Below are 19,375 nucleotides of genomic sequence, written 5' to 3'. Positions count from 1 at the left end.
CCGCCCGGGCACGAGCCGAATGTGTCGCGGCGCTGATGTCCGCCGGGTTGGAAGACACGGTAGGACGTGCCCAGATCGTCGCCATGGCCTCTCGCCACCTTGCCGCTGCCATCGCTGTCGATGGTGGGCATGCCGACCTGCTGCGACGGATCATCCAGGACGAGCCCACACGTCGACGCAACGCCGATGTGTTCCGTTGGTCGGTGCGAGGCGCTGTGGACATCGCCCGCGGCTCACCCGAAGCCGCCGCGGAACTCCTGGAGACGGTGTGGGCTCTGAAGGGCAGTCGTGATGAGAAGACCGTGATGATGTGGGGGGTCGTTTCCCTCAGCAGTACCCTCGCGCAGGACTTCGAGGGAGTCCGTTACCAGGCCGGACAGGTGTTCCCCGAGGTTCTGCCCCTGCTCGGTGTCGAGGCGGCCTGTCGGATTCTGGCCACTGCCACGCACGAGGACTACTATCCGCAAGCCGCCCTGCGGGGCCGCTACGTACTTCGCTTCCAAGGGAAGGAGGGGTATGTCATCTACAGCCTCGCCAAGCTCGAACACTCTCCCGGTCACCGCGCCCCCGTGGAGATGCTCTCCGCACTCCTGGACTGGGCGGAACAGGCCGGTGTGGACGGGCTAGCGCTCACCGTACGCCACTTGGTGCGACACGTGTGGCACCCGGGGGTGTGGACGAGTGTCATGGAGCGGGCACGAGGCGGTGGCCTGGTCTGGCAGGAGATCGCCGTCGAGTTGCTCACCTCCGGGGCATTGCTGGCCAACCCGGTGACCAGACGGACTGCGGCGGACTTGCTGGGGACGCTCAGTTCTCAGGTGGGCGGCGCGGAGCACGCCAGGCTCGAAGACGCTGTGCTCGCAGCGGGCGGGATCTCTTCCTCTGACGCTCGTAAACCGGACATAAGGGTGATCGATGAACTGGTCTCCTACCTGGACACGGAACGGCTGACCCATCGGCTGTTGATCGATCGTCTACGGGAGGTGGAGCGTTTGGACGAGCCCCCTGAAGTGTTCTACGGAGGCATCGTCAGTGGATTCAGTGCCCTCACCCCGCAGGAGCGGTTCGGAGAAGTAGAAAATGACGAACTCGGCGAGGCGAGGTTGTCCATTCTCGACCGCATGAGCGATCTGAGTGTTCGGCTGAGCCGGAGCAGGGATCAACAGGAGTGGGAGGAACTAGGTTCCTTGTTCCTGGAGGTCGTTCACGACCCGGTACTGCTGAATCGTGTCGGTCCCGGGGCGGAGGACGCCGTGGCCGCGACGATCGTGTCGGGCGCCGAGAGACTGGCCGGATTCGAGGAGGCCACCCCGGGATCGAAGTTGGGACGGCAGGTCCATCGGGTGTTGCTATTGGCGATCGGCCAAGAGTCGGGTGCGAAGGAGATAGAGGAATGAGGGGCTGGTCCCCGACAGCGAGACGTTCGGGGGTGGGTGGTCTGAGCGTCCTCCTTCGGCGCAGGGACTGGGCCGAAGCCGAGGGGGATGTGTTGAGGTCGGCTCTGCGCCCGTTCTTGGACGACCCCGACCCGGTAGTCCGGTGGTTCCTGGCCCGAGTGGTGCACCTTGTGGAGCGTGACCCAGAATCCGCGCTGGAACTGATCCAGGCACGTTTGGCCGTCGAGAAAGATTTCGAGAATGGTGGCACGTTACTGGCATGTCTGGGCCGCTACGCCGCCGAGCACCCAGAGCAGGTCGACCGATTGCTCTACGACGCCGCGTTCGGTTCCTGGTTGGATGCCTTCGATGATGACGACGCTCAAGTCGATTATGCCTTCGCGGACGGTTTCGTTGAGATCACCTTGTACCTGGCTCTGGTGAGGAAGACGGCCCACGCGCGATCCCTCGCCCAGTCCTGGTTCGAGGAACCTTGGGATTTCAAGGTGTGCGATCGGGCGATCATCCTGACCAGGCGGTTTCTCAACGACGGTGGGGCAGAGGTGCGATCCGGGGCCTTCGCCCTGCTTCTTCTGGCCACAAAGGCGGCGGAGCGGCGCCGCGCCGTCTCGGACTCGTCTTCCGAGGAGTTCCGGAAGGCGTATGAAGTGGTTTCGAGCGTGTGCACCACCGTCCACCTTGTCTCGGACGACGTCCAGGACAGGCGAGGTCACGACGCCCCGGCTCCGGCCGACTACCTGCGAAACGCGCTGCCTGTGTTCTGGGCGGCCTCGGCTTTTCGAGAGCCCTCCATCGTTCACGACATCGTGCAGACGCTCGCTCACTTAGCCCCGCAGGACCCGGCCGAAACCCTCCGTTGTCTGCGCGGGGTGGTGGACCGGGGCGACCCTTACTCCTACGACTCCCTCGCGCAGGAGGCCACCACCGCCCTGTGCGCCCGCTATCTCTCCGAGTTCTGGAAGGACATCGCCGATGACGACACCCTGCTCACCGCGTTGCGTGAAGTCCTCACGGTCTTCGTGATCGCCGGTCACCCACCGGCGATCGACCTCTCCCGGCGGTTGGGGGAGGCCTTTCGCTGAACTCTCCTTGTGCGAGACGGTTCCGCCCCGGGGCTGGCCCCAGGGCTTCCCGAGCGGACGCGACCCCCTCCCGTGGTCAAAAAAGTGGTCGATTGTGGCCGTGGGAGGGGCAGCGCCGGGAGTACCCGAGCTCAGAACCCCAGGTCCCTCAGCCACACGAGCAGGTCGCCCTCACGCCGCGCCGCCCGCTCCTCGTCCCACGTCCCCAGCACACGGGAGTCGACCACAAGCCCGTCCCGGAGGTAGACCACCCGGTCGGCCCTGGCCGCGCAGACGGGATCGTGCGTCACCATTGCACGTCCGTGAGAGCGTCCATGACCTCGATCGTCATCCGGCTGTTCAACGCGCCGGTCGGTTCATCCGCGAACAACACGGACGGCTCGCACGCCAACACCCGGCAGATCGAGGCCTGCTGCAGCTGGCCCCCGAGACCCAGGTGATACCGTGCCGCCCCACCTGTGCGATCCCGAACCGCTCCATGAGCGCGTCGACACGGGCGACCGCCGTGCCCTTTCCGCGCAGGGGCGTCGCCTTGAGCGCGGGCAGCAGAATGTTGTCCCTGATGTTCAGGTTGCTCAGGAAGTACGCCTGTTGGAAGACGAACCCCATCCGGGTCAGCCGGACACGGCTCATCTGCGCGTCACTCAACGAGGTCAGATCCCGTCCCTCCAAGAGGACACGCCCGCTCGTCGGACGGTCCATGCCACTGATGTTGTGGAGCAGCGTCGACTTCCCCGAGCCGGACGAACCCATCACGACGAGGAACTCACCTCTTCCGACGGTCAGATCGATCCCCCTGATGACCTGGGCGGGCGGATCGGTGGAGAGGTACGTCCTGGTCAGACCCCGCGACTCCAGTACGGTGTGGTCGGCGTGTGGCATGTGCACTCCTGTCAACCTCTGAGCCATGAGCTCTTGTCGGCGCGGTGAAGCCGCGCGGTGATCACCACGGCGCACGTGAGTGTCTGCGCGAACAGCCGTGCGAGGCGTGAGACGCGCGGTGCATGCCGACAGGCCCTGGAAAGTACTGGGGACGGGCACGGGAACCGACCACGCCGTGTGAGCGTCTGCCCCCTCTCCCTGCCCCGCGAAGGCGGTCAGCCCGTTCCGTGGACGAGGGAGGTGAGGAACTCCTGGGTCTCGGTGTCGGTGGAGTACAGAAAGGTGCCGCGCATGCCTCGGGTGAGCAGGACCTTGTACGTGTTGCGGATCAGGGAGTCGGCCTCCTGGTCGGTCGGCTTCCTGAGCAGTGCGGGGTCGCGGCCGGCCTTGTGGTCGACCATCAGGCGGTCGTCCCGGAACACCAGGTCCGGGCCGAGGATCACCCCGGACCAGTCGTACTCGAACCCCTGGGCGGTGTACACGCACCCGACCTGCTCGAATCCGCCCTCCTCGGTGGCCCACAGGGCGCTCGGAGGAGCGTCGGGCAACCAGGTGTCCAAAGGGCTGTTCCACGGGCGTGCCCAGTCACCGATGCGCACATCGTCCACCAACGGTCCGTCCTTGTCGACCTTGCTCCACGGCCAGCAGTAACCGGCGCTCAGCCGGGCGGACTCGCCCCGGTCCAAGGCCGGACGGAGAAGCTCCTCCATCTCGGCAGGGGAGGAGGCCACACCCAGCTCGAAGGCCTCGTCGCCCTCCCAAGGGGCGGGGCCGCCCTGGGCAAGGCCCAACAGCCGCAGTACCCAGTCCTCGTAGCGGGCGCTGCCACCGCAGCGGAACTGCCCCGCCAGACTGATCTCGCGCACCTCCATCCCGCGGGCCCGCGCGTGTTCGCGGATGGTCTCCACCGTGCCCATCTCCCCAGGCCGCACCACCTGGTGCTCGTCCAGCAGGAAGACCGGCACCCTCGCGGCGGCGAGGAGCTCGTCGACCTGCGGCCGGTCCGTGCGCAACTCGCGCCTGGTGTACCGATTCACGGAGGTCTCCCGGATCCGGTGGGCCTCGTCGCAGATCAGCACGTCGAACTGGTTCGGGGAGCTCGTCATGAAGCTGTTGAAGTACAGGAACATCTTCTTGACGCGCGGCTGACGGTGTCCCGCGACCCGGCGCATCGTCGTGGTGAACGCCTTCGACCCGGTCGCGTGCAGGGTGCTCGTGCCGTTGCGGGACAGCTCGCCGAGCAGGGAGAGCGCGATGACGCTCTTGCCGCTACCGGGGCCGCCGCTGATGATCACCGCGGTCTTCCGGTCGTCCTCGTGGGCACGCTGGACGGCGTGCATGACGGTCTGGAAGGCCGCCTTCTGATCGTCCAACAGCGTGAACTGTGAACGCTCCCTGACCTCGGCCGCCGCCACTTTCATCAGCTGTCGACTGGGTCTGATCCTTCCCGACAACAGACGGTCCGCCGCCTCCGCACCGGACCTGGGCGCCAATCTGCTGCGGAGGAAGCCCAGGAAGTCTCCACGGTGCTGAGCGGTGAAGAGCCTGCCCTGGTCGTCCGCGGGTAGGTCGAACAGGTCACGCACAGCGGGTTCGTAGGCGTTGTGCAGGTAGGCCACGCCTCGCAGCTGTTTCGCCGGATCGTCGATCGAGGCCACGAAGTCCCCGATCTGATCGCAGTAGCCGCGGACCTGCAGCACCGGGTGGAGCTTGGCGTCTCCCGGCTGGTGGGGGACCAGCACCATGGTGGGGTCGTCCTCCCAAGACTCGGCTTCGCTCCACTGTTTGAGCTCGACCACGACGTAGCTGGGCTCGTCGGTCTCGGGGTGATGCCCGGCCAGGACCACGTCAGCGCGCTTACTGCACATCGGCAGCTTGTACTCGATCAGCATCTCGACATCGCCCAGTCCGGCGTCGACCAGGTCGTTGGCGAGTGTAGGGACACTCCGTTCCCAGGAACGGACCTCGGCGGGACCTGGGGTGTACTTGAAGGTGTGGCGCACATGTTCGGAGATGAGCTTTCCGAGCTCTTCCTCCAAGGAGGAACCGTACGTGGACAGGGACGCTGCGGAGCGGCGATAGGCCGTCAATTCACACTCCGAAATGGCTGTGCTCAGGAGGTTTGCGAGAAACGCGCCGAATGTCGTCGGCTCTACGTAGCATAAGGACGCCCGACGGTCGGCTGTCGCTGGTCGGGAAACTCCAGACCCCTTGCCCACAAAGGGATGGGGACGACAGAAGGAGGGCCGTGGAAGACACGGGAGGCGCGAAGGACGCCACCGAGGTCTACGTCTATGTCGGCAGAGCAGGAGCGGCGAACCTGGACCGGGGAATCGAGAGGTCGGTCTGGGGGTGGAAAGCCGAAACGGCGGAGGAGAAGGAGCACCACGAGGTGCTCACGACTCTGAGGGAAGGAGACCTCCTCCACCTCGGTCACTTGGGATTGGGCAGGATTCCGGGGCCTGAGGCACAGACCCGGACCGTGGCCAGGTACGTGACCACCAGGTTGACCGGGGGTCTGTACGAAAACGGATCACACGTCTGGGACGACGACGTGTACCCCTACCGGGTGCCCTTCACCGTCGTGGACACCCGGTACGACGTCACCAAGGACGACATCGGCCCCGAGGCGATCGAGGCACTCCGCAGATCCGCCAGCGGCAAGGGTGGGCCCAAGTTCCCCGAGGACCGCGAGTCGGTCCTGGAGCAGATGCTGCACGAGGCGGTCGAGGCGCACAAAGGCCCCCTCCTCGACCCCGAGGACCCCGCGGATCAGGTGAACCTCGACCTCCCCTCGGTCCTGGACCGCCCCGCCTACGTGTACGTCCGAGCCGAGCAGAAGAGACTGCGGGCCAAGAAGCTCGGAGGTAGGACCGAGGTGCCCTGCGATCTGTGCCAGATGGTCCTGCCCACGAGGCTGGTGCACACCGCGCACATCAAGCGCCGCAGCGCGAGCTCCCCTCAGGAGCGCGGTGATCTGGGCAACGTCATGAACGCCTGCGTGCTCGGTTGCGATTCCCTCTTCGAACACGGCTTCGTGTACGTGGACGTCGACGGGTACATCCATGCGTCGGGACAGGTCAGGACCGGCGCCCTTGTCACGGCCGTCGAGCGCCTGGGTGGCAGGTGCTCGGCCTTCTCGGAGAAGAACGCCCACTACTTCGCCTGGCATCGCGAGAACATCGCCAACATGAAAGAGAGATGATGCCGCAAACACCCCCCCACCCCCTCCGATACGTCCACGCCGGCCGGGTCGGCGACGTGGCCGAAGAAGTGAGAAAGCCGGACTTCGTCGAGCGTTGCGCTCTGGCGTATCACGAGGCCGGATTCGGTGAACCTGGAGAGTCCGAGGTCCGTAGCTGGCGGAACAGTTGGCCGCCATTCTTCGACGCACTGGTCAGTGCGGGATTGAAGGACCTGTACGTCTACCTCGAGTTCGCGACCCTGGACACCGAAAGCCGCATCGACGCCTTGCTCATCGGCCGATGTGGCTCCGATGAACTCGTCGCCACCGTGGTGGAACTGAAGCAGTGGGCCCAAGCGGTTCTCGTGGCCAAGGACCTGGTGCGATTGCCGGGCAACGAAAAGCTGTGGACGCACCCGCTCGCTCAGACCGTCGGGTACATGGCCTTCCTTGACCAGTGGTTCGAGTCGGACGTCGTCGACCTCCAGGTGCGCGGTGTCGTCTTCCTTCATAATGCGAATCGCGCACAGGCGGTCAGGATTCAGGAGAGCGCTGTGCTCCCTCCCGGATACCGGGTACCGGTGGTCAGTGGCGAGGACGCACGTGTCTCTTCTGAGCCGGTCGAACCGCGTGGACTCTTCCAGTGTGGTGACCTCGAGGGAATCGACGAGCGTGACCTCGCGAATTTCACCAAGGCCAGGTGGCGGGGAAGCGCTCCGCTCCTGGACAGTGTGGCCGCAGCGGTGAGTGGAGCCCCCTCGTTCAAGCTCGTCGGAGACCAGCAGACCGCGTTGCTGAACATCAGGGCCCACGTGAAGGAAGCACTGGACAGCGGTCGACGCACCATCATCGTCGTCCAAGGCGGACCGGGCAGTGGAAAAACCGTTCTGGCCATGCGACTGCTCGGTGAGTACGTGAACAAGCCTGATGTTCGTGCCCGCTACGGAACCCCCTCCGGAGCGCTGACACGCAACCTGCGGGAGACCCTGGGGGTCCCTGGTTCCGACCCTCTGTTCCAGCTCCCCAAGAACAAGGTGCGGGACTCACGGTTGTTGATCATCGACGAGGCCCACCGCTACCACCGTGGCAATGGTGGTCTCGGAACCTACGTACTCAAGAACCTGGCCGAGGTGCCGGTAGTGGTGGTCTTCCTCGACGAAGGTCAGCGGGTCCGTCCCAGAGAGGGCGTGACCGAACGAGAGATCCGTGACTTCGCTCAGAACGCGACACCGCCCATCAACGTCGTCACGCACAGCCTCAATGGCAACTTCCGTTGCAACGGTTCCCGCGAGTTCAATTCCTGGGTCGACGACCTCCTCTACGAACAACCCAGACCCTGGAGCGGCACTGACTACGACCTGGCTGTCAGCTCCGATCCCTCGGAGATGGAGCAGTGGTTGGAGGAGTGTCTGGAGCAGGAACGAACCGCCCGAATCAGTGCCGGGTTCTGTTGGGGGTGGGAGGAGGTTCGGCTGGGCGAGGAACTGCCCGGAGTCAGCATCGAGTGGGAGGACGGGGTACACGGAGAAAAGCGGAGATGGGAACGCCCGTGGAACCTGCACAAGGACCAGACGATCTCCGTTGACGGGGAGTTCGTCGGCCCCGAAAGCTGGCTGTGGGCCACCCGCCCTGGAGGTGAACGCCAGATCGGCTGCGTCTACACGGCTCAGGGACTCGAGTACCACGACGCGGGCGTCATCCTCGGTCCCGACCTCGTCCGTCGTGGTGACCGTTGGGAGGCCCATCCGGAGGAGAGCAGGGACCGAGGGATGCGGGGGGTGGACACCGCTGAGTACCTCTCACTCGCGAAGAACACCTACCGGGTGCTCATGACCCGGGGTATGAGGTCGTGTCGGCTTTACTCCACGGACGAGGAGACCCAGGCGTTCCTGGCCTCCCTCGTTCCGTCCGCTTCGAGATGACCCCCGGGTGGTGGACGTACGTGCCCGCCACCCGTCTCAGGGCACGAGAACGACCTCCTGTCCTGGGAAGATTTCTTCACGAGATCCGTCTCGCGACGCTTTCGGCAGAGATGAGCCCGAACCACTCCATGAGCCTGTGTTCTACCTCTGTCACCAATGGCCCCTGCTGCTCCACCTGAGCTGGAGTTGGCGAAAATCCGGTAGTACGGCGACCTTCGTGGTGTTCTCCGGCGGCCAGGATTCCTCTTGGACGAAGGGGGCGAGACAGTAACGGACAGCAGCGGCGTGGCGCCACAGGTCAGGGCAGGTGGCGGCCCCGACGAGGCGTAGAAGGTCGAGCCTGCCGGGCTCTGGGATGTCCTTGGCCGTGTTGAACGCGACAGAAAGATGTTGGAGTCCTCGTTCCCGGACCTCTGTTAGGGAGGTGGGAGTCCTACCCTTGGTCTTTCGCGGGTAGCAGATGGCTGAGAAGTCAGGTGAGATCGGCGACGAAGCCGTGTGCGTACTCAATCCGGCCAGAAATTCCGAGACGATGCTGCACCAGACGTGCGCCTCGACAACGTTCTTTATGGTGACCTTGGACTCAATTATCTCGCGGGCGCCCAGGGTGACTCTGTCGACAAAACTTTCCTGCTTCTCTCTCCGTGCTGTGGTTTCGGCAATACTCGCTTTCGCCTGCCTGATGAAGACGGCATGAAGTGCCTCGTCGACAAGGAGTGTCTCGTGCCAGGTGGCTCCTTTTCTTTTGTCAAAAGAGAGGAACTCTATCTCATTCCGGTCGGGAACGTTGCGAGCGGATCGTGTTTTGGTGATGGTGTCTCGCGTATTCTCATGGAACCCGCCGAACACTTTCTGTAGAGATTCGCGAAGGGTTCTGTATTTATCGGAGTCGGAACACCTGGCTGCTCGTATGATGAGGTCTCTCTGATGCCCGGCGCCACGGCAGTGACAATGGCAGTCCGCCTGTTCGGCTTTTTCGCACGCTGCGTTGTGCCGGGGAGGTGTGAAAGGTGCGTCCGACAACCGGCCTCCTCGTTCAAGGGTGTTCTTCTTCCGAAGGGTTCTGCTCGATGCGGTCAGGTCAGCGGCTTCAGGGGCTGACAACTTCGTAGGTGGGGTTCTAGTTCTCCTTGATTTTTCGGTGGCAAGTAATTTGTCGCAATAGATGATTCGCTTTCGAGGCCCCGCCGAGCTTCTTGCTTATATGACTACCAGCAGTGCGGTGTCGGATGATATTTCTTTTCGGATAGATGTGTGTTACTCGATCCAAAGTCACGACGAAGGCACACATAGTGGTGGAAAGCCCTCGGTCTTTTCAGGGACCTTGGTGAACCGCTGCGGGCCGCGCGGTTCCCTCTGAGGAGGAAGAGCGCAGACGGCGCCACCCGAGCGAGCACAGCCATGGAGCGCGGTGAGGCCTACATGGCAGGGTCACATTGCGACAGGCTGACGTGAGCGACTACAGCTACTCGTGCGGTCTCGGTGTTCTACGGGATCTTGGGGTCGGAACCCGGGCACCTGAGGCGGAACAGAACCCTTCGCATGCTCTTCCATGCACTCCTGAGTAGTGGGGAGTGAAGGTGAAAGTACTTCCCTGGGAGGAGGCGGCCCTCCCCGAGCACGATCCTGTGCGCACCTCTCCTCCTTCCGAGAGGCCATCGGCCGGCATCTCGGGTGTCCGATCAAGGCCACGGAAGGCGGATGTCTTCTTTCGCAGATCCGTCCGCTGTGTCAACTCCGTGCCCTGTCGGGGACCTTGACGGGGCTGTCCGACAGTGAGGGGACCAGGTGTCTCAGATGTTCCTGGAGTTCGGGGCCGACGGCGTAGACGACGGCGCCCTCCATCGCTCGGGTCAGGAGCACCTTGTAGATGTTGCGAATGTAGGTGTCCGCCTCATCCGGGGAAAGCTTTTGAGGAATGTTCTTGTCCTTGTTCTCCCGGTTGTCCGTGGTGAGGACACCGTCGCGGAACTTCAGGTCGGGACCGAGGATGATCCCGGCCCAGTCGTACTCGAAACCCTGTGCCGTGTAGATACAGCCCACTTGGCCCAGTCCGCGTGGATCGGTGGCCCAGAGCGCTCGCGATGGCGCGCCTCCGAAAACCGTGTCCCGCTTGTTGTTCCAGGGCATGGACCAATCGCCGATGCGGACGTCCTCGGGCAGAGTGCCGTCCTCGCCGGGATCACTCCATGGCCAGCAGTAGCCCGCGGTCAGCCGTGCGGAGCGCCTCTTCTCGGTGAGGTCCCGGAGAACCCATTCCATCTCTGACGGCGACTCGGCGAGGCGGAGGATGAAGGCTCCGTCGTCCTCCCACCTGAACGGCTCACTCTGCGACATGCCGAGGGCTCGTTTCACCCACTCGTCATAGGCCACACTCCCACCACACCGGAAAAGACCATTGAGCTGGACGTGACGTACCTCGATACCCCGTTCGTCCGCGTACCGCTGGATCTCTTGGAAGGAACCGATCTCTGTGGGGCGGATCACCTGGCGGTCGTCCAGAAGGAACACAGGAACCCTGGCAGCGTTCACCAGTTCCTCGATTTGTGGGCGTTCGGAACGCAGGTCCTTACGTGTCCGCCAGGAATGAGAGGTCTTCCGGAGGCGGTGGGCCTCGTCGCAGATGAGGACGTCGATGTCGTTACGGCGTGCTTTGGTGTACCCCGAGAAGTAGTCGAACACCCCTCGAAGGCTCTTCTGCTCGGGCCCTCCCGCGACCACGGTCCTGAGCGTCTCGGTGAAGGCGGAGGACCCGGTCGCGTGTCGGACGTTGTGCCCCCGACGCATGAAGGCCCCCAGAAGTTCTAAGGCCACGGCGCTCTTGCCGCTGCCAGGGCCCCCGGTGACCACCACGATGCGTTTGTGGTCGTCGGCACGTGCCTCCTCGACCGTTCGCAGCGCAAGGAGATAGGCCTCCTCTTGTTCTCGGAGCAGATCGAACTGACTTCTCCGGGCGAGTTGGCGTGCGCTGAGCTGTGTGGTCGATCGTGTGGGGCGGATCATGGAACCGAGGAGCCTGTCGGCGCTCGCCGCACCTGAAACGGAGGCGAAGCGTGATCGAAGGTAGCCGGTCAGCTGGTCGCGTTCGCTCGAACTGAAGACCATGCCGTACCGCTGGTCGGCCTCCTTGTAGAGATCCTCGATCTGTTCACGAGGGGCGTTGTGGAGGTAGAGGATTCCGCGTAGTTTTTCTGGATCCTCGTGCAAGCAGGCCAGCTTCTTTCTCATGTTCTTGCAATACTTCTCCACCTGAGGGCCAGGGTGGTCGCGTTTTCTGCCTGGCACACCTGCGACATCGACCTTCCCTGGGCGGTCGGACAAGAGTCGTACCTCGCGCCACTGCTTCAACTCCACGACCAGGAAGCTGTCTTCGCCGGAACCGGGATGGACTCCCGCCAGGACCGCGTCGGCACGTTCACTGTTTCCGGGAATGGAGTACTCGACCAACACCTCGACCTGACCGAGCCCTGCTCGGATCAGGTCGTTGGCGAGTATGGGGAGGCTGTTCGCCCATGACCTGCGCTCCGAAAGTCCCGTCGACCGGCGAATCATTCGTTTCACACCCTCGAACACCTTTTCCTCGATCTCGTTGGCGGAGAGGGAAGACAGTTCGTGGGCTGACAGACGAAGGGCGAACAAGCAGGACTCCTGGGGGATCTCTCACGCGTCATATCATGACAAAAACCTGAATCAGGTCTTATGGCGCTTTGGCGCTGCTTCGAGTTCCTACAGTCGGATTGATAAGCCACTGCCGACCCCTCCCCTCTCACTGGAGTCCTCTGCTGGGCGGTGAGGGGTAGGGGCGCGGGAACCGCGCGCAGAACTGGACGGGGGTCGGCTCGGATGTCGAGCCGGTGGTGGGGGTCCCCGGAACTGGGGGGCAGACCGCCCTTGAACACATCCGGGAACGGTTCCCGGCGACCGGCGACGCCGTCACGGTGGGGAGCGAGACCGCTCCCGGGGCGGACGGGACGAGACCCCCACCCACGGTCAAAAAAGTGGTGGATCGTGACCGTAGGTGGGGGTCTCGCCGGGAAACCCCCGCTCTCCAGCCACGCGGTGGAACTGACTTCCCGCCACTTCCCTCGCTAGAGTCACCGCGCCATCACATCCCCACACGAGGAGTGCAGTGCCTGCCGAACGCATCTGGTTGGACGTCCCCTACGCGGAGAAGGACCTGGCGAAGGCCGAAGGAGCCAGATGGGACGCCCGCGCGCGTCGGTGGTACGCGCCCAGGCCGGGCATGGCGGGGTTGGAACGTTGGGCGGCCCGGCCCGACATCCCCACCTCGTTGCCGGGGGAGGACCGATCGCTCGGCTCGGGGTTGTTCGTCGACCTGGTCCCCACGACGTGCTGGTTCACCAACGTGCGCTCGTGCGTGTCCCAGCAGGACTGGGAGCGGTTGCGCCGCATGGTCGTGAACCGGGCCGGCCAGGTGTGCGAGATCTGCGGAGCCGGCGCCGACCGCGAGGCCGGGCGTTGGCTGGAGGTGCACGAGAGGTGGGTCTTCGACGAGCGCACCAGGACCCAGATCCTCCGACGGCTGATCTGCGTCTGCACGCCCTGCCACACCGTGACTCACTTCGGTCTGGCCCAGGTGCGCGGGCTGGCGAGTGAGGCGATGGCCCACCTCATCGCGGTCACCGGGGCATCGCACTCGCAGGCCCAGCAGCACGTCGATGAGGCGTTCGCGTTGTGGGAGCGGCGGTCACGGGTGGTGTGGGAGTTGGACCTGAGCATGTTGACAGGGGTGGGGGTCACCGTCGAACCGCCGCCCGAGGCTTGGGAGCGAGCCGAGGAAGCAAGGAAGGAGCTGACACGGCACCAGGCGTCGTGGTGAACCAGGAACGGAAGAGCGACGCGGGGAGGGGGTGAGTGATCGGCCATGAGGGAAGGGCGACATGACCGGCTGGTTCCGGGGCCACGACGAGAAGGGTCCGCTGCTCTCCTCGAAGCCGACGACGAAGGGTGGGCGATCCGCCAGATCGCTGTTCGTGCAGCGGACGCGATGCCGGTGACGGCTGCTTCCCTGGGGGGCTTGCGTCTGCGCGATCACGGTGACCTGGGTGCGAGGAGCGGCTACGAGCGTCGCCACGGCGTGCTCGCGGAGGGCACCCTCGACGGTGGGCGGGAACAGCCGCACACCCACGAGATCTCCCCCGCAGGCATGTGACCGACCCTGGGCCGCGGTTCGCAGGACCCTCGCCCTTCGCACGCGACGCGCCCCGCCCGCCCCTTGACCGGTGCGGTGTCCAGGCCTTGCGGTGGCTGGAGGACGGCCGACACCGGGCCCGGCATGGACGTGGTGGACCACCGACGCGGAACCTTCCTGGCACGAGGCCGTGAGCACCGACCTCGACGGGGGACCGGGCCACCGCCGTGGACCTGTGCGAACGCGCCCTCGGGACGCCCTCCCGGCTACCCACGGGGCGCTCTCCCCGACGCCGGGGAGACGATGCACGCCCGGAGCCGAGTGCGTGCCCGGCCGGACGCGGGACGAGTGCTGTGGGTGAGGATCACTCTCATGGTGGGGCGGGCGCGTGCGGCAGGGACGCACGCGCTGTTCCCCGTGCCGGTGGGAGTGTCGCCTGGGCTCCGCCCCGATCATGGCGGAGCAGATCGAGCAGGACGCCACGATCGCTGCTCGTGGTGGTGGCACCACGGTGGGGATCGTCCCTTGGACGACACCTGTACACGTCTTCCCCGGACACGCCTTTGACATCTACGACGAAGACGCCGTCGTGGTGGCCGCGGAGACCGCCACAGCCACCCCGACCGGGGCCACCGACGTGGCGACGTACGTGGAGTTGTTCGAGGAACTGGAGAAACTCGCCTGCTTCGGGGACGAGGCGGTCGAGCATCTGGAGCGCATCGCGGGGGAGTACCGCGAGCCGGCGAAGAGCCTCGGCGGGGGAGGGTGGTTTTCCGCTTTACCGGAGGAGGACGCGCTCCGGTTGGCCTGCGACTGGATACCGCTCGCCAATGAGGGACGGGTGTACGCGGAGCACTACACGAAGTTCATGATTCGTCACGACGACCTGGCCGCCGCTCGGTGGGACAAGGCGCTGAGCGTCACCGTTTTCGATGCCCCATGACTCTCGCTGCGGTCTTCGGGTGGGTTGCCGTGGCCAGGTGGAGCAATGCAGGAACGTTGGTGCGCTGGACACTCTTCGGCTCCTGTTGGCGATGGTGGCCGGTGCCCTGGCCGAGTCGGTTCCTGAGTACGTCGAGAGAATCCGCGAGGCTCGGCCCACCGGCCATCCGTCCTGGGCTTGCTACCAGGGGCGAGAACACGGCTGGGTGATTGGGGTTGTGACCTGGGGCCGGGGCCGTTCCAGCCGTGGGTGGGGACTCCATACCGGGACGGGCCAGGAGCACGCCGCCCCCACACTCGTGGAGCCCTCGGTCGCGGGCTCACCCGAGGCGGGTCGACCGGACGTGGCCGCCGGGGCCTGGCCGCGATGGTGCGCACGGGGGCGACGCCGTGCGCGGGAGGGTGTGGGAGCGTGCGAGGAACCCCGCATCGCTCGGACCGTGGCGCCGGGCGAACGAGCCGCCCCCAGCTCGTGGGGCCACCGAGCCCGCCGTGGTTCGCGGGCCCTCCACGAGGGCCCGCGAACCGGTGTCTCAGGCGTCGCAGCTTTGACAACGCCGGGTGGCGACCCGCTTGGTGTTGCCCTTCGTGGCCCGGGCGGGGGAGCTCTCGTTGAGTCGGCGCCACAGGAGTGGGTCGGGATCGTTGATCCAGCCCCATGCCGGCGCCGTGATCTCGGAGTCGGACTGGTGCATGCACCCCAGGCGGTGGGCGATGCCCCTCGGTGAGATGAGGATGGCGCCGCGAGGGAAACGGGACTCCTCGGAGATGGTCCCGGGCCCTTGCCCGGATCGGCCGCGGTCTCGGCTCACGAGTGAGCACGCGCAGCCGCCCCCGATGGGGAGTTCACAGAAATCACAGCGTTCCATGCTCTGATCATGCCCTGTTCTCCCGAGGAGGGGCAGGGCACTCAGTCCGTGGGGTGCGGTTCCTCCGGGGGTGGGCAGGCGTCGATCTGCTGCTGGACGAGTGGTCCGTACAGGTCCAGGAGTTCGTCGCGGGAGATCGACTCTGCGGGAAACAGGCCCAGGCCTCGGACTCCTTCGGCCAAGCCGAGCATCTGACAGGCCACGGCACTGGCGTGCCGACGGTCGGGGGTGGTGTCCCCGATCAGGTCGCTGACATGGATCAGAAGTCGTTCCCGAATCTCTTCGCGGGTGCGTTGGGGGTCGGGCGACTCGCACGAGTGGGAGAGGGCGACCAGCAAGGGGTCGGGAACTCCGTGTTCCCTCCGGGTAAGGATCTTCTGCACCAACGCGCGCCCCAGCTGGGAACGGGGCAGGTCCAGTTCCGCCAACGGGATCTCGTTGGGGCCCATCTCGTTGAACAGTTCGGCCTTGCTCCGGTAGTGCTTCATCACCAGGGCGGGCATGGCGGCGAACGCGATGGCGCTGCCGACGCTGACGAGCATGCTGCTCAGCACGACCTCCCACAGGGCGGTGCTGTTGAGCATCCGCCACAGGTAGGGGCTTGCCCGACGCGGCCGAACGGGGCCTCCTCTCCCGCGTGGCCCTCGTACTGGTGCCGGCGCTCTTGTCGAGGCGTACCTCGTGCCGGTTCGCCAGAGCGTGAACCGAGGCGAGGAAACCGGCCGAAGGGTTCTTCCGGCCGGGAGGTCATCGGGGCCCGGGGTCGCGGGGGTGTTCAGTACCAGCTTCCAGTGCCGTACACACGGCCGTGGCTGGTCGGTTCGTCGGGGTCGCCCTTGTCCATGGCCACGGTCGCCAAGATCGCGCCCGCGCCGTCGGGGACACCGGCCAAGCCGCGAAAGACGATGTCGTGGTCGGTGGCGACGAGTTCCTGGCGTGTGCGTTCTTCGTCGGCCGTGCGGTGTTCCATCACCGTGTTCCAGTGACCGTCGACCAGGTACAGGCCGCCTCTGCCGTCATCGGCGACCGCCTCATAGGACCCCTCTTCGTCACCGACCTCGATGGTCCACTCGGTGCCGTCGTAGTGGGCCAGAACCGGGCGCTGGTGGTTATGTTCGTCGGGGTCCTTCCAACTGATGTCGCCCACGGCCCACACGTCGTCGGACGCGCGCACGAGTACGTCGTTGAAGCTCGCACCGGGTTCGCCCCCGGGGATGTCCACCTCGGGGATCTCCTCGGGGGCCCAGCCGGAACCGTCCCAGCGTTCCACGGTCAGTTCTCCGCTGCGGTCACCGACGGCGAAGACCTCCCCGTCCTCGGAGGAATCCAGGCCCGAGGTGACGGTCGGGGCCGGCCGGGGGTTCCACGCGTGGCCGTCGAAGTGGGCCGCGTAGGTGTCGAAGGAGGAGGTGCGGCCCAGCATCCAGGCGCCGCCGTCCCCCACCGGGGCCAACGCCGTGGGCTCCCAGGTGGGGTCGATCTCGGACATCCGCCAGGACGCACCGTCGTGGTGTATCGCCGAAGCGCCCTCCTTGACGGTGTGGGCCAGGGCCCAGACTCGTCCGTCGGCGTCGGAGACGGCGAGGACGGGGGCCGAGCGCAGGGCGTCCGGGAGTGATTCCCGCCGCCATTCCCGGCCGTCCCAGAGCACGAGCCACGAGGACGAGCCGACCTGGGACCTGGAGCCGTGGAACACCCACACCTCATCGGCGGCCGTGGCCGTGACCGCAGTGGGGAGACCGTCCTCCAGCTCCGTGCCGCGCAGACGGTCCCACGTGGTTCGTGTGGGGGTGGCGGGGGCGGACGGGACGGCCGGGGTGGCGGCGCAGGCCACCCCGGAGATGCCCACCACCCCGGCCATCACGGCCGCGAGGAGGTGTGCCCTTCCGGGTCGTGTGCGGTGAGAGTGCGCGTCATGCCCCATTCCACGTTTCCTTTTTTGGAGGGCGTATTTCCCTGAAAGCGGGTGAATAAACGCAAGGGAGACGCGCACGAGGTGGTTGGTGTTCACAAGACTGTGGGGAAGAGGTGCCATTTTTCGTGAAAAGGGGATCGAGGTTTCGTGTGGTGCTCGATTCGCAAACACCGTCCCGGCCGAGGCTTGGTGGCAAAGCCGCAGGTGAGGGGAAGGAGGGGAGTCGATTCGAGGGGGAACGATGACCGCCTACCAGGAACCCATGGAACACATGGCCCGCGAAGACAGCGCCACCGACAACGAGGAGGCACGCCGGGCACTGGAGGCCACGGCCAAGGCATTGGCCCGGCACACCTCCCCGGACACCCGCCTGGGGGCCTGGGCGCCTGGGGGGACGAGAGGTTCGTGGCCACGACGTTGCGCATCGTGCGCAAGGCTCCCGACCAGGTGGGGTTCCACTACATTCCGCGCCAACCAGGCGATGACGACCTGATCCACCGTCCTGCGCGTAAGACGGTCACGGTCCCCCCACCCGGGGTCGCGGAAGGCAGGTGAAAGTGGCCCTGGGCGGGGGTGGTCCCGGGGAACGGCGGAACAGCGCGTGTTCGCCGGACCGGGAACCGGAACCGGTTTCCGCGCGGATCGCCCTCAAGCCCCACCTTGGTGTGCTGTGTACTTCAGTGCATTCCCTCGCGCCTTCGTCACCGGATAGCGTTCCTCGTTGAGGCGGGCCTTGTCCCTCAGAGCCTCCTCCAGGTCCACGTCCAGCACATCGGCCAGCCGCAGAAGGTAGGAGAACACGTCGGCCAACTCCTGGCGCACCGCCTCCGCCCGATCGGGATCCTCCATGACCTGGGCGGCCTGCTCCGGGGTCAGCCACTGGAACTCTGCCGCCAGCTCGCCGACCTCGCCCGACAGCGCCATGACCAGGTTCTTGGGTGTGTGGAACTGTCTCCAGTCCCGCTCCTCCGCGAAGGCGGCGAGCATGGCCTGCAGCGATGAGATCTCCATACGTGATCCCTATCAGTTTCCTGAAGCCGCCCCGGCCCCGAGAGACATCCCCGCGAGGAACCACCGATGGGATCCGACCCTTCACGGTGACGGCCGACGCCGAACCCGGTCGCGAGGTGGGTGAACGGTTCGCCCTTGTGCAGGTGGACAGCACCAGCATGGCCTGTTGCGTGGGGTCCAGGCGGCGCCACCGGGACCCGGTCCGGGCGCGGTGGGCGCGGATGGTGCGGGCGGCCAGGTCCAGGGTGCGGCGTGACAACGGCAGCGCGGAGCGGTGGAACAGCATGCAGAGCCCTTGGTGCGGCAGGTTTTCGTGGTCGTTGACCCGCCACCAGGGGCTTCTTGCTGTCAGGGGTGGTTCTACGCGGTCGGTACACGGCTGTGAGCTGCGCCTTCAGGATGAAAAAGGCTCACCGACCTGCTCGACCAACTTCTGAGCGCCTGGGCCGATACCAAGCCTGTCCGTGGTCGACGGTCTATGGGTCATCTCGTTGGAGGGCAAGACCCTCCGTGGTGCCCGGACCGGCATCGATGGGCATCACACCTGGTTGCTGCTTTGTGCGGCACCACCCCTTGGGTCAGGTCGGTGGGGACGCCAAGAGCAACGAGACCCCGTTGTGCCGGACCTGCTGGGGGTGGTCGATGTGGACGGGCCGTGGTCACCGTTGATGAGATGCACACCCCCACACGACACCGCACGCGCGATTCAAGACCTGGGCGCCCACTACGTCTTCACGGTCGAAGCCGACAGCGAACACCTGTACGCCCAGATCAAGAGGCTGTCGTGGAAGCACGTGCCCGCCGTACCATGGGCGAGTCCGGACATGGTAGCCCTGCGCAACACCGTGATCGGGAAGAAGGGTCAGGCGATGTAGAAGCCGAACACGCTCCAGGACGAGTCCGGCGACCACTCAATCTGTGGAGAAGCCGGCACGTGGACCGGTTCCTCTGCCACCATCGGTCAGATGGAACTCCAATCAGACCACCTCCGGGGTCTTCTCGGAGACGCGGATGCCCGG

18 protein-coding genes are annotated in these 19,375 nt (G+C 65.6%); 9 read left to right on the top strand and 9 right to left on the bottom strand.

Translation table 11 applies throughout. The features are described from left to right. Together D472_RS0113535 and D472_RS0113530 are read left to right on the top strand one after the other, a co-directional pair. Positions 1–1,397: hypothetical protein (locus tag D472_RS0113535; protein ID WP_204366509.1), on the top strand; the 1,397-nt coding region annotated here is incomplete at its 5' end. Next, the gene (locus tag D472_RS0113530; RefSeq protein ID WP_152447954.1) at positions 1,394–2,479 is read left to right on the top strand and encodes a hypothetical protein; all 1,086 of its coding nucleotides are present in this window, start codon (positions 1,394–1,396) and stop codon (positions 2,477–2,479) included. The genes D472_RS0113535 and D472_RS0113530, both read left to right, overlap by 4 nt. Before the next feature lie 131 nt (positions 2,480–2,610). On the opposite strand, the gene D472_RS28850 is transcribed toward D472_RS0113530, so the two are convergent. From D472_RS28850 to D472_RS0113520, 3 genes are all read right to left on the bottom strand, one after another. Continuing rightward, positions 2,611–2,772 (bottom strand): hypothetical protein, encoded by a 162-nt coding sequence (locus tag D472_RS28850; RefSeq protein WP_204366508.1) that lies wholly within the window; start codon positions 2,770–2,772, stop codon positions 2,611–2,613. A 46-nt stretch (positions 2,773–2,818) separates the two neighbouring features. Then, a complete protein-coding gene (locus D472_RS26765; RefSeq protein WP_204366507.1) occupies positions 2,819–3,361 on the bottom strand; it encodes an ABC transporter ATP-binding protein in 543 nt (180 codons plus the stop codon). 215 nt (positions 3,362–3,576) lie between these two features. Further along, complete coding sequence (locus D472_RS0113520; protein WP_239642971.1) at positions 3,577–5,400, bottom strand: DUF2075 domain-containing protein; 1,824 nt, start codon at positions 5,398–5,400, stop codon at positions 3,577–3,579. Between the two features lie 209 nt (positions 5,401–5,609). Between D472_RS0113520 and D472_RS0113515 the strand changes: the two genes are divergently transcribed. Together D472_RS0113515 and D472_RS0113510 are read left to right on the top strand one after the other, a co-directional pair. Beyond that, positions 5,610–6,566 carry a hypothetical protein gene (locus tag D472_RS0113515; RefSeq protein ID WP_017605021.1) on the top strand — a complete coding sequence of 319 codons (957 nt, stop codon included), beginning with the start codon at positions 5,610–5,612 and terminating at the stop codon, positions 6,564–6,566. Next, a complete protein-coding gene (locus D472_RS0113510) occupies positions 6,566–8,467 on the top strand; it encodes a DNA/RNA helicase domain-containing protein (protein WP_017605020.1) in 1,902 nt (633 codons plus the stop codon). The genes D472_RS0113515 and D472_RS0113510 overlap by 1 nt, the downstream gene beginning before the upstream one ends. Before the next feature lie 150 nt (positions 8,468–8,617). Here the strand turns inward: D472_RS0113510 and D472_RS0113505 are convergent, their stop codons facing one another. Together D472_RS0113505 and D472_RS25535 are read right to left on the bottom strand one after the other, a co-directional pair. Beyond that, positions 8,618–9,316 (bottom strand): hypothetical protein, encoded by a 699-nt coding sequence (locus tag D472_RS0113505; protein WP_017605019.1) that lies wholly within the window; start codon positions 9,314–9,316, stop codon positions 8,618–8,620. Between the two features lie 882 nt (positions 9,317–10,198). Continuing rightward, positions 10,199–12,019, bottom strand: coding sequence for a DUF2075 domain-containing protein (locus D472_RS25535; protein WP_239642973.1), 1,821 nt, complete (start codon positions 12,017–12,019; stop codon positions 10,199–10,201). 577 nt (positions 12,020–12,596) lie between these two features. Between D472_RS25535 and D472_RS0113495 the strand changes: the two genes are divergently transcribed. The 3 genes from D472_RS0113495 (at position 12,597) to D472_RS28845 (ending at position 14,562) form a co-directional block, all read left to right on the top strand. After that, complete coding sequence (locus tag D472_RS0113495; protein WP_017605017.1) at positions 12,597–13,307, top strand: DUF5710 domain-containing protein; 711 nt, start codon at positions 12,597–12,599, stop codon at positions 13,305–13,307. 45 nt (positions 13,308–13,352) lie between these two features. Continuing rightward, positions 13,353–13,640, top strand: a complete 288-nt coding sequence (locus tag D472_RS26760) for a hypothetical protein (RefSeq protein WP_017605016.1) — start codon at positions 13,353–13,355, stop codon at positions 13,638–13,640. Between the two features lie 367 nt (positions 13,641–14,007). After that, positions 14,008–14,562 (top strand): Scr1 family TA system antitoxin-like transcriptional regulator, encoded by a 555-nt coding sequence (locus tag D472_RS28845; protein WP_275040601.1) that lies wholly within the window; start codon positions 14,008–14,010, stop codon positions 14,560–14,562. Positions 14,563–15,094: 532 nt separating this feature from the next. Here the strand turns inward: D472_RS28845 and D472_RS0113480 are convergent. The 3 genes from D472_RS0113480 to D472_RS0113470 form a co-directional block, all read right to left on the bottom strand. Further along, entirely contained in the window at positions 15,095–15,430 is a 336-nt protein-coding gene (locus tag D472_RS0113480) for a hypothetical protein (RefSeq protein ID WP_017605014.1), read from the bottom strand. A 41-nt stretch (positions 15,431–15,471) separates the two neighbouring features. Next, positions 15,472–16,014 (bottom strand): TetR/AcrR family transcriptional regulator, encoded by a 543-nt coding sequence (locus tag D472_RS0113475; RefSeq protein WP_017605013.1) that lies wholly within the window; start codon positions 16,012–16,014, stop codon positions 15,472–15,474. Positions 16,015–16,205: 191 nt separating this feature from the next. Then, positions 16,206–17,354, bottom strand: coding sequence for a hypothetical protein (locus tag D472_RS0113470; protein WP_051045999.1), 1,149 nt, complete (start codon positions 17,352–17,354; stop codon positions 16,206–16,208). Positions 17,355–17,586: 232 nt separating this feature from the next. Here D472_RS0113470 and D472_RS28660 point away from each other — a divergent pair, with 232 nt between their 5' ends. Beyond that, on the top strand, positions 17,587–17,838 hold the full coding sequence (locus D472_RS28660; protein WP_083903471.1) for a hypothetical protein: 252 nt from the start codon (positions 17,587–17,589) through the stop codon (positions 17,836–17,838). A gap of 155 nt (positions 17,839–17,993) precedes the next feature. Here the strand turns inward: D472_RS28660 and D472_RS0113460 are convergent, their stop codons facing one another. Beyond that, positions 17,994–18,356, bottom strand: a complete 363-nt coding sequence (locus D472_RS0113460; protein WP_017605010.1) for a nucleotide pyrophosphohydrolase — start codon at positions 18,354–18,356, stop codon at positions 17,994–17,996. A 617-nt stretch (positions 18,357–18,973) separates the two neighbouring features. Here D472_RS0113460 and D472_RS0113455 point away from each other — a divergent pair. Beyond that, positions 18,974–19,231 carry a hypothetical protein gene (locus tag D472_RS0113455; RefSeq protein ID WP_017605008.1) on the top strand — a complete coding sequence of 86 codons (258 nt, stop codon included), beginning with the start codon at positions 18,974–18,976 and terminating at the stop codon, positions 19,229–19,231. The last annotated feature ends 144 nt before the right edge of the window (positions 19,232–19,375 follow it).

Origin of the sequence: Nocardiopsis alkaliphila YIM 80379, assembly GCF_000341005.1 — a bacterium.
GTDB classification, from domain to species: domain Bacteria; phylum Actinomycetota; class Actinomycetes; order Streptosporangiales; family Streptosporangiaceae; genus Nocardiopsis; species Nocardiopsis alkaliphila.
This window is presented reverse-complemented; position numbering and strand designations above follow the sequence as displayed.

Bases quoted from the DNA above. Each gene is read 5' to 3' on its own strand.
- D472_RS0113530 (WP_152447954.1), top strand. From the start codon at position 1,394: ATGAGGGGCTGGTCCCCGACAGCGAGACGTTCGGGGGTGGGTGGTCTG.
- D472_RS28850 (WP_204366508.1), bottom strand. From the start codon at position 2,772: ATGGTGACGCACGATCCCGTCTGCGCGGCCAGGGCCGACCGGGTGGTC.
- D472_RS26765 (WP_204366507.1), bottom strand. From the start codon at position 3,361: ATGCCACACGCCGACCACACCGTACTGGAGTCGCGGGGTCTGACCAGG.
- D472_RS0113510 (WP_017605020.1), top strand. From the start codon at position 6,566: ATGCCGCAAACACCCCCCCACCCCCTCCGATACGTCCACGCCGGCCGG.
- D472_RS25535 (WP_239642973.1), bottom strand. From the start codon at position 12,019: ATGATTCGCCGGTCGACGGGACTTTCGGAGCGCAGGTCATGGGCGAAC.
- D472_RS26760 (WP_017605016.1), top strand. From the start codon at position 13,353: ATGAGGGAAGGGCGACATGACCGGCTGGTTCCGGGGCCACGACGAGAA.
- D472_RS0113480 (WP_017605014.1), bottom strand. From the start codon at position 15,430: ATGGAACGCTGTGATTTCTGTGAACTCCCCATCGGGGGCGGCTGCGCG.
- D472_RS0113475 (WP_017605013.1), bottom strand. From the start codon at position 16,014: ATGCTCAACAGCACCGCCCTGTGGGAGGTCGTGCTGAGCAGCATGCTC.
- D472_RS0113470 (WP_051045999.1), bottom strand. From the start codon at position 17,354: ATGGGGCATGACGCGCACTCTCACCGCACACGACCCGGAAGGGCACAC.
- D472_RS28660 (WP_083903471.1), top strand. From the start codon at position 17,587: ATGACCGCCTACCAGGAACCCATGGAACACATGGCCCGCGAAGACAGC.
- D472_RS0113460 (WP_017605010.1), bottom strand. From the start codon at position 18,356: ATGGAGATCTCATCGCTGCAGGCCATGCTCGCCGCCTTCGCGGAGGAG.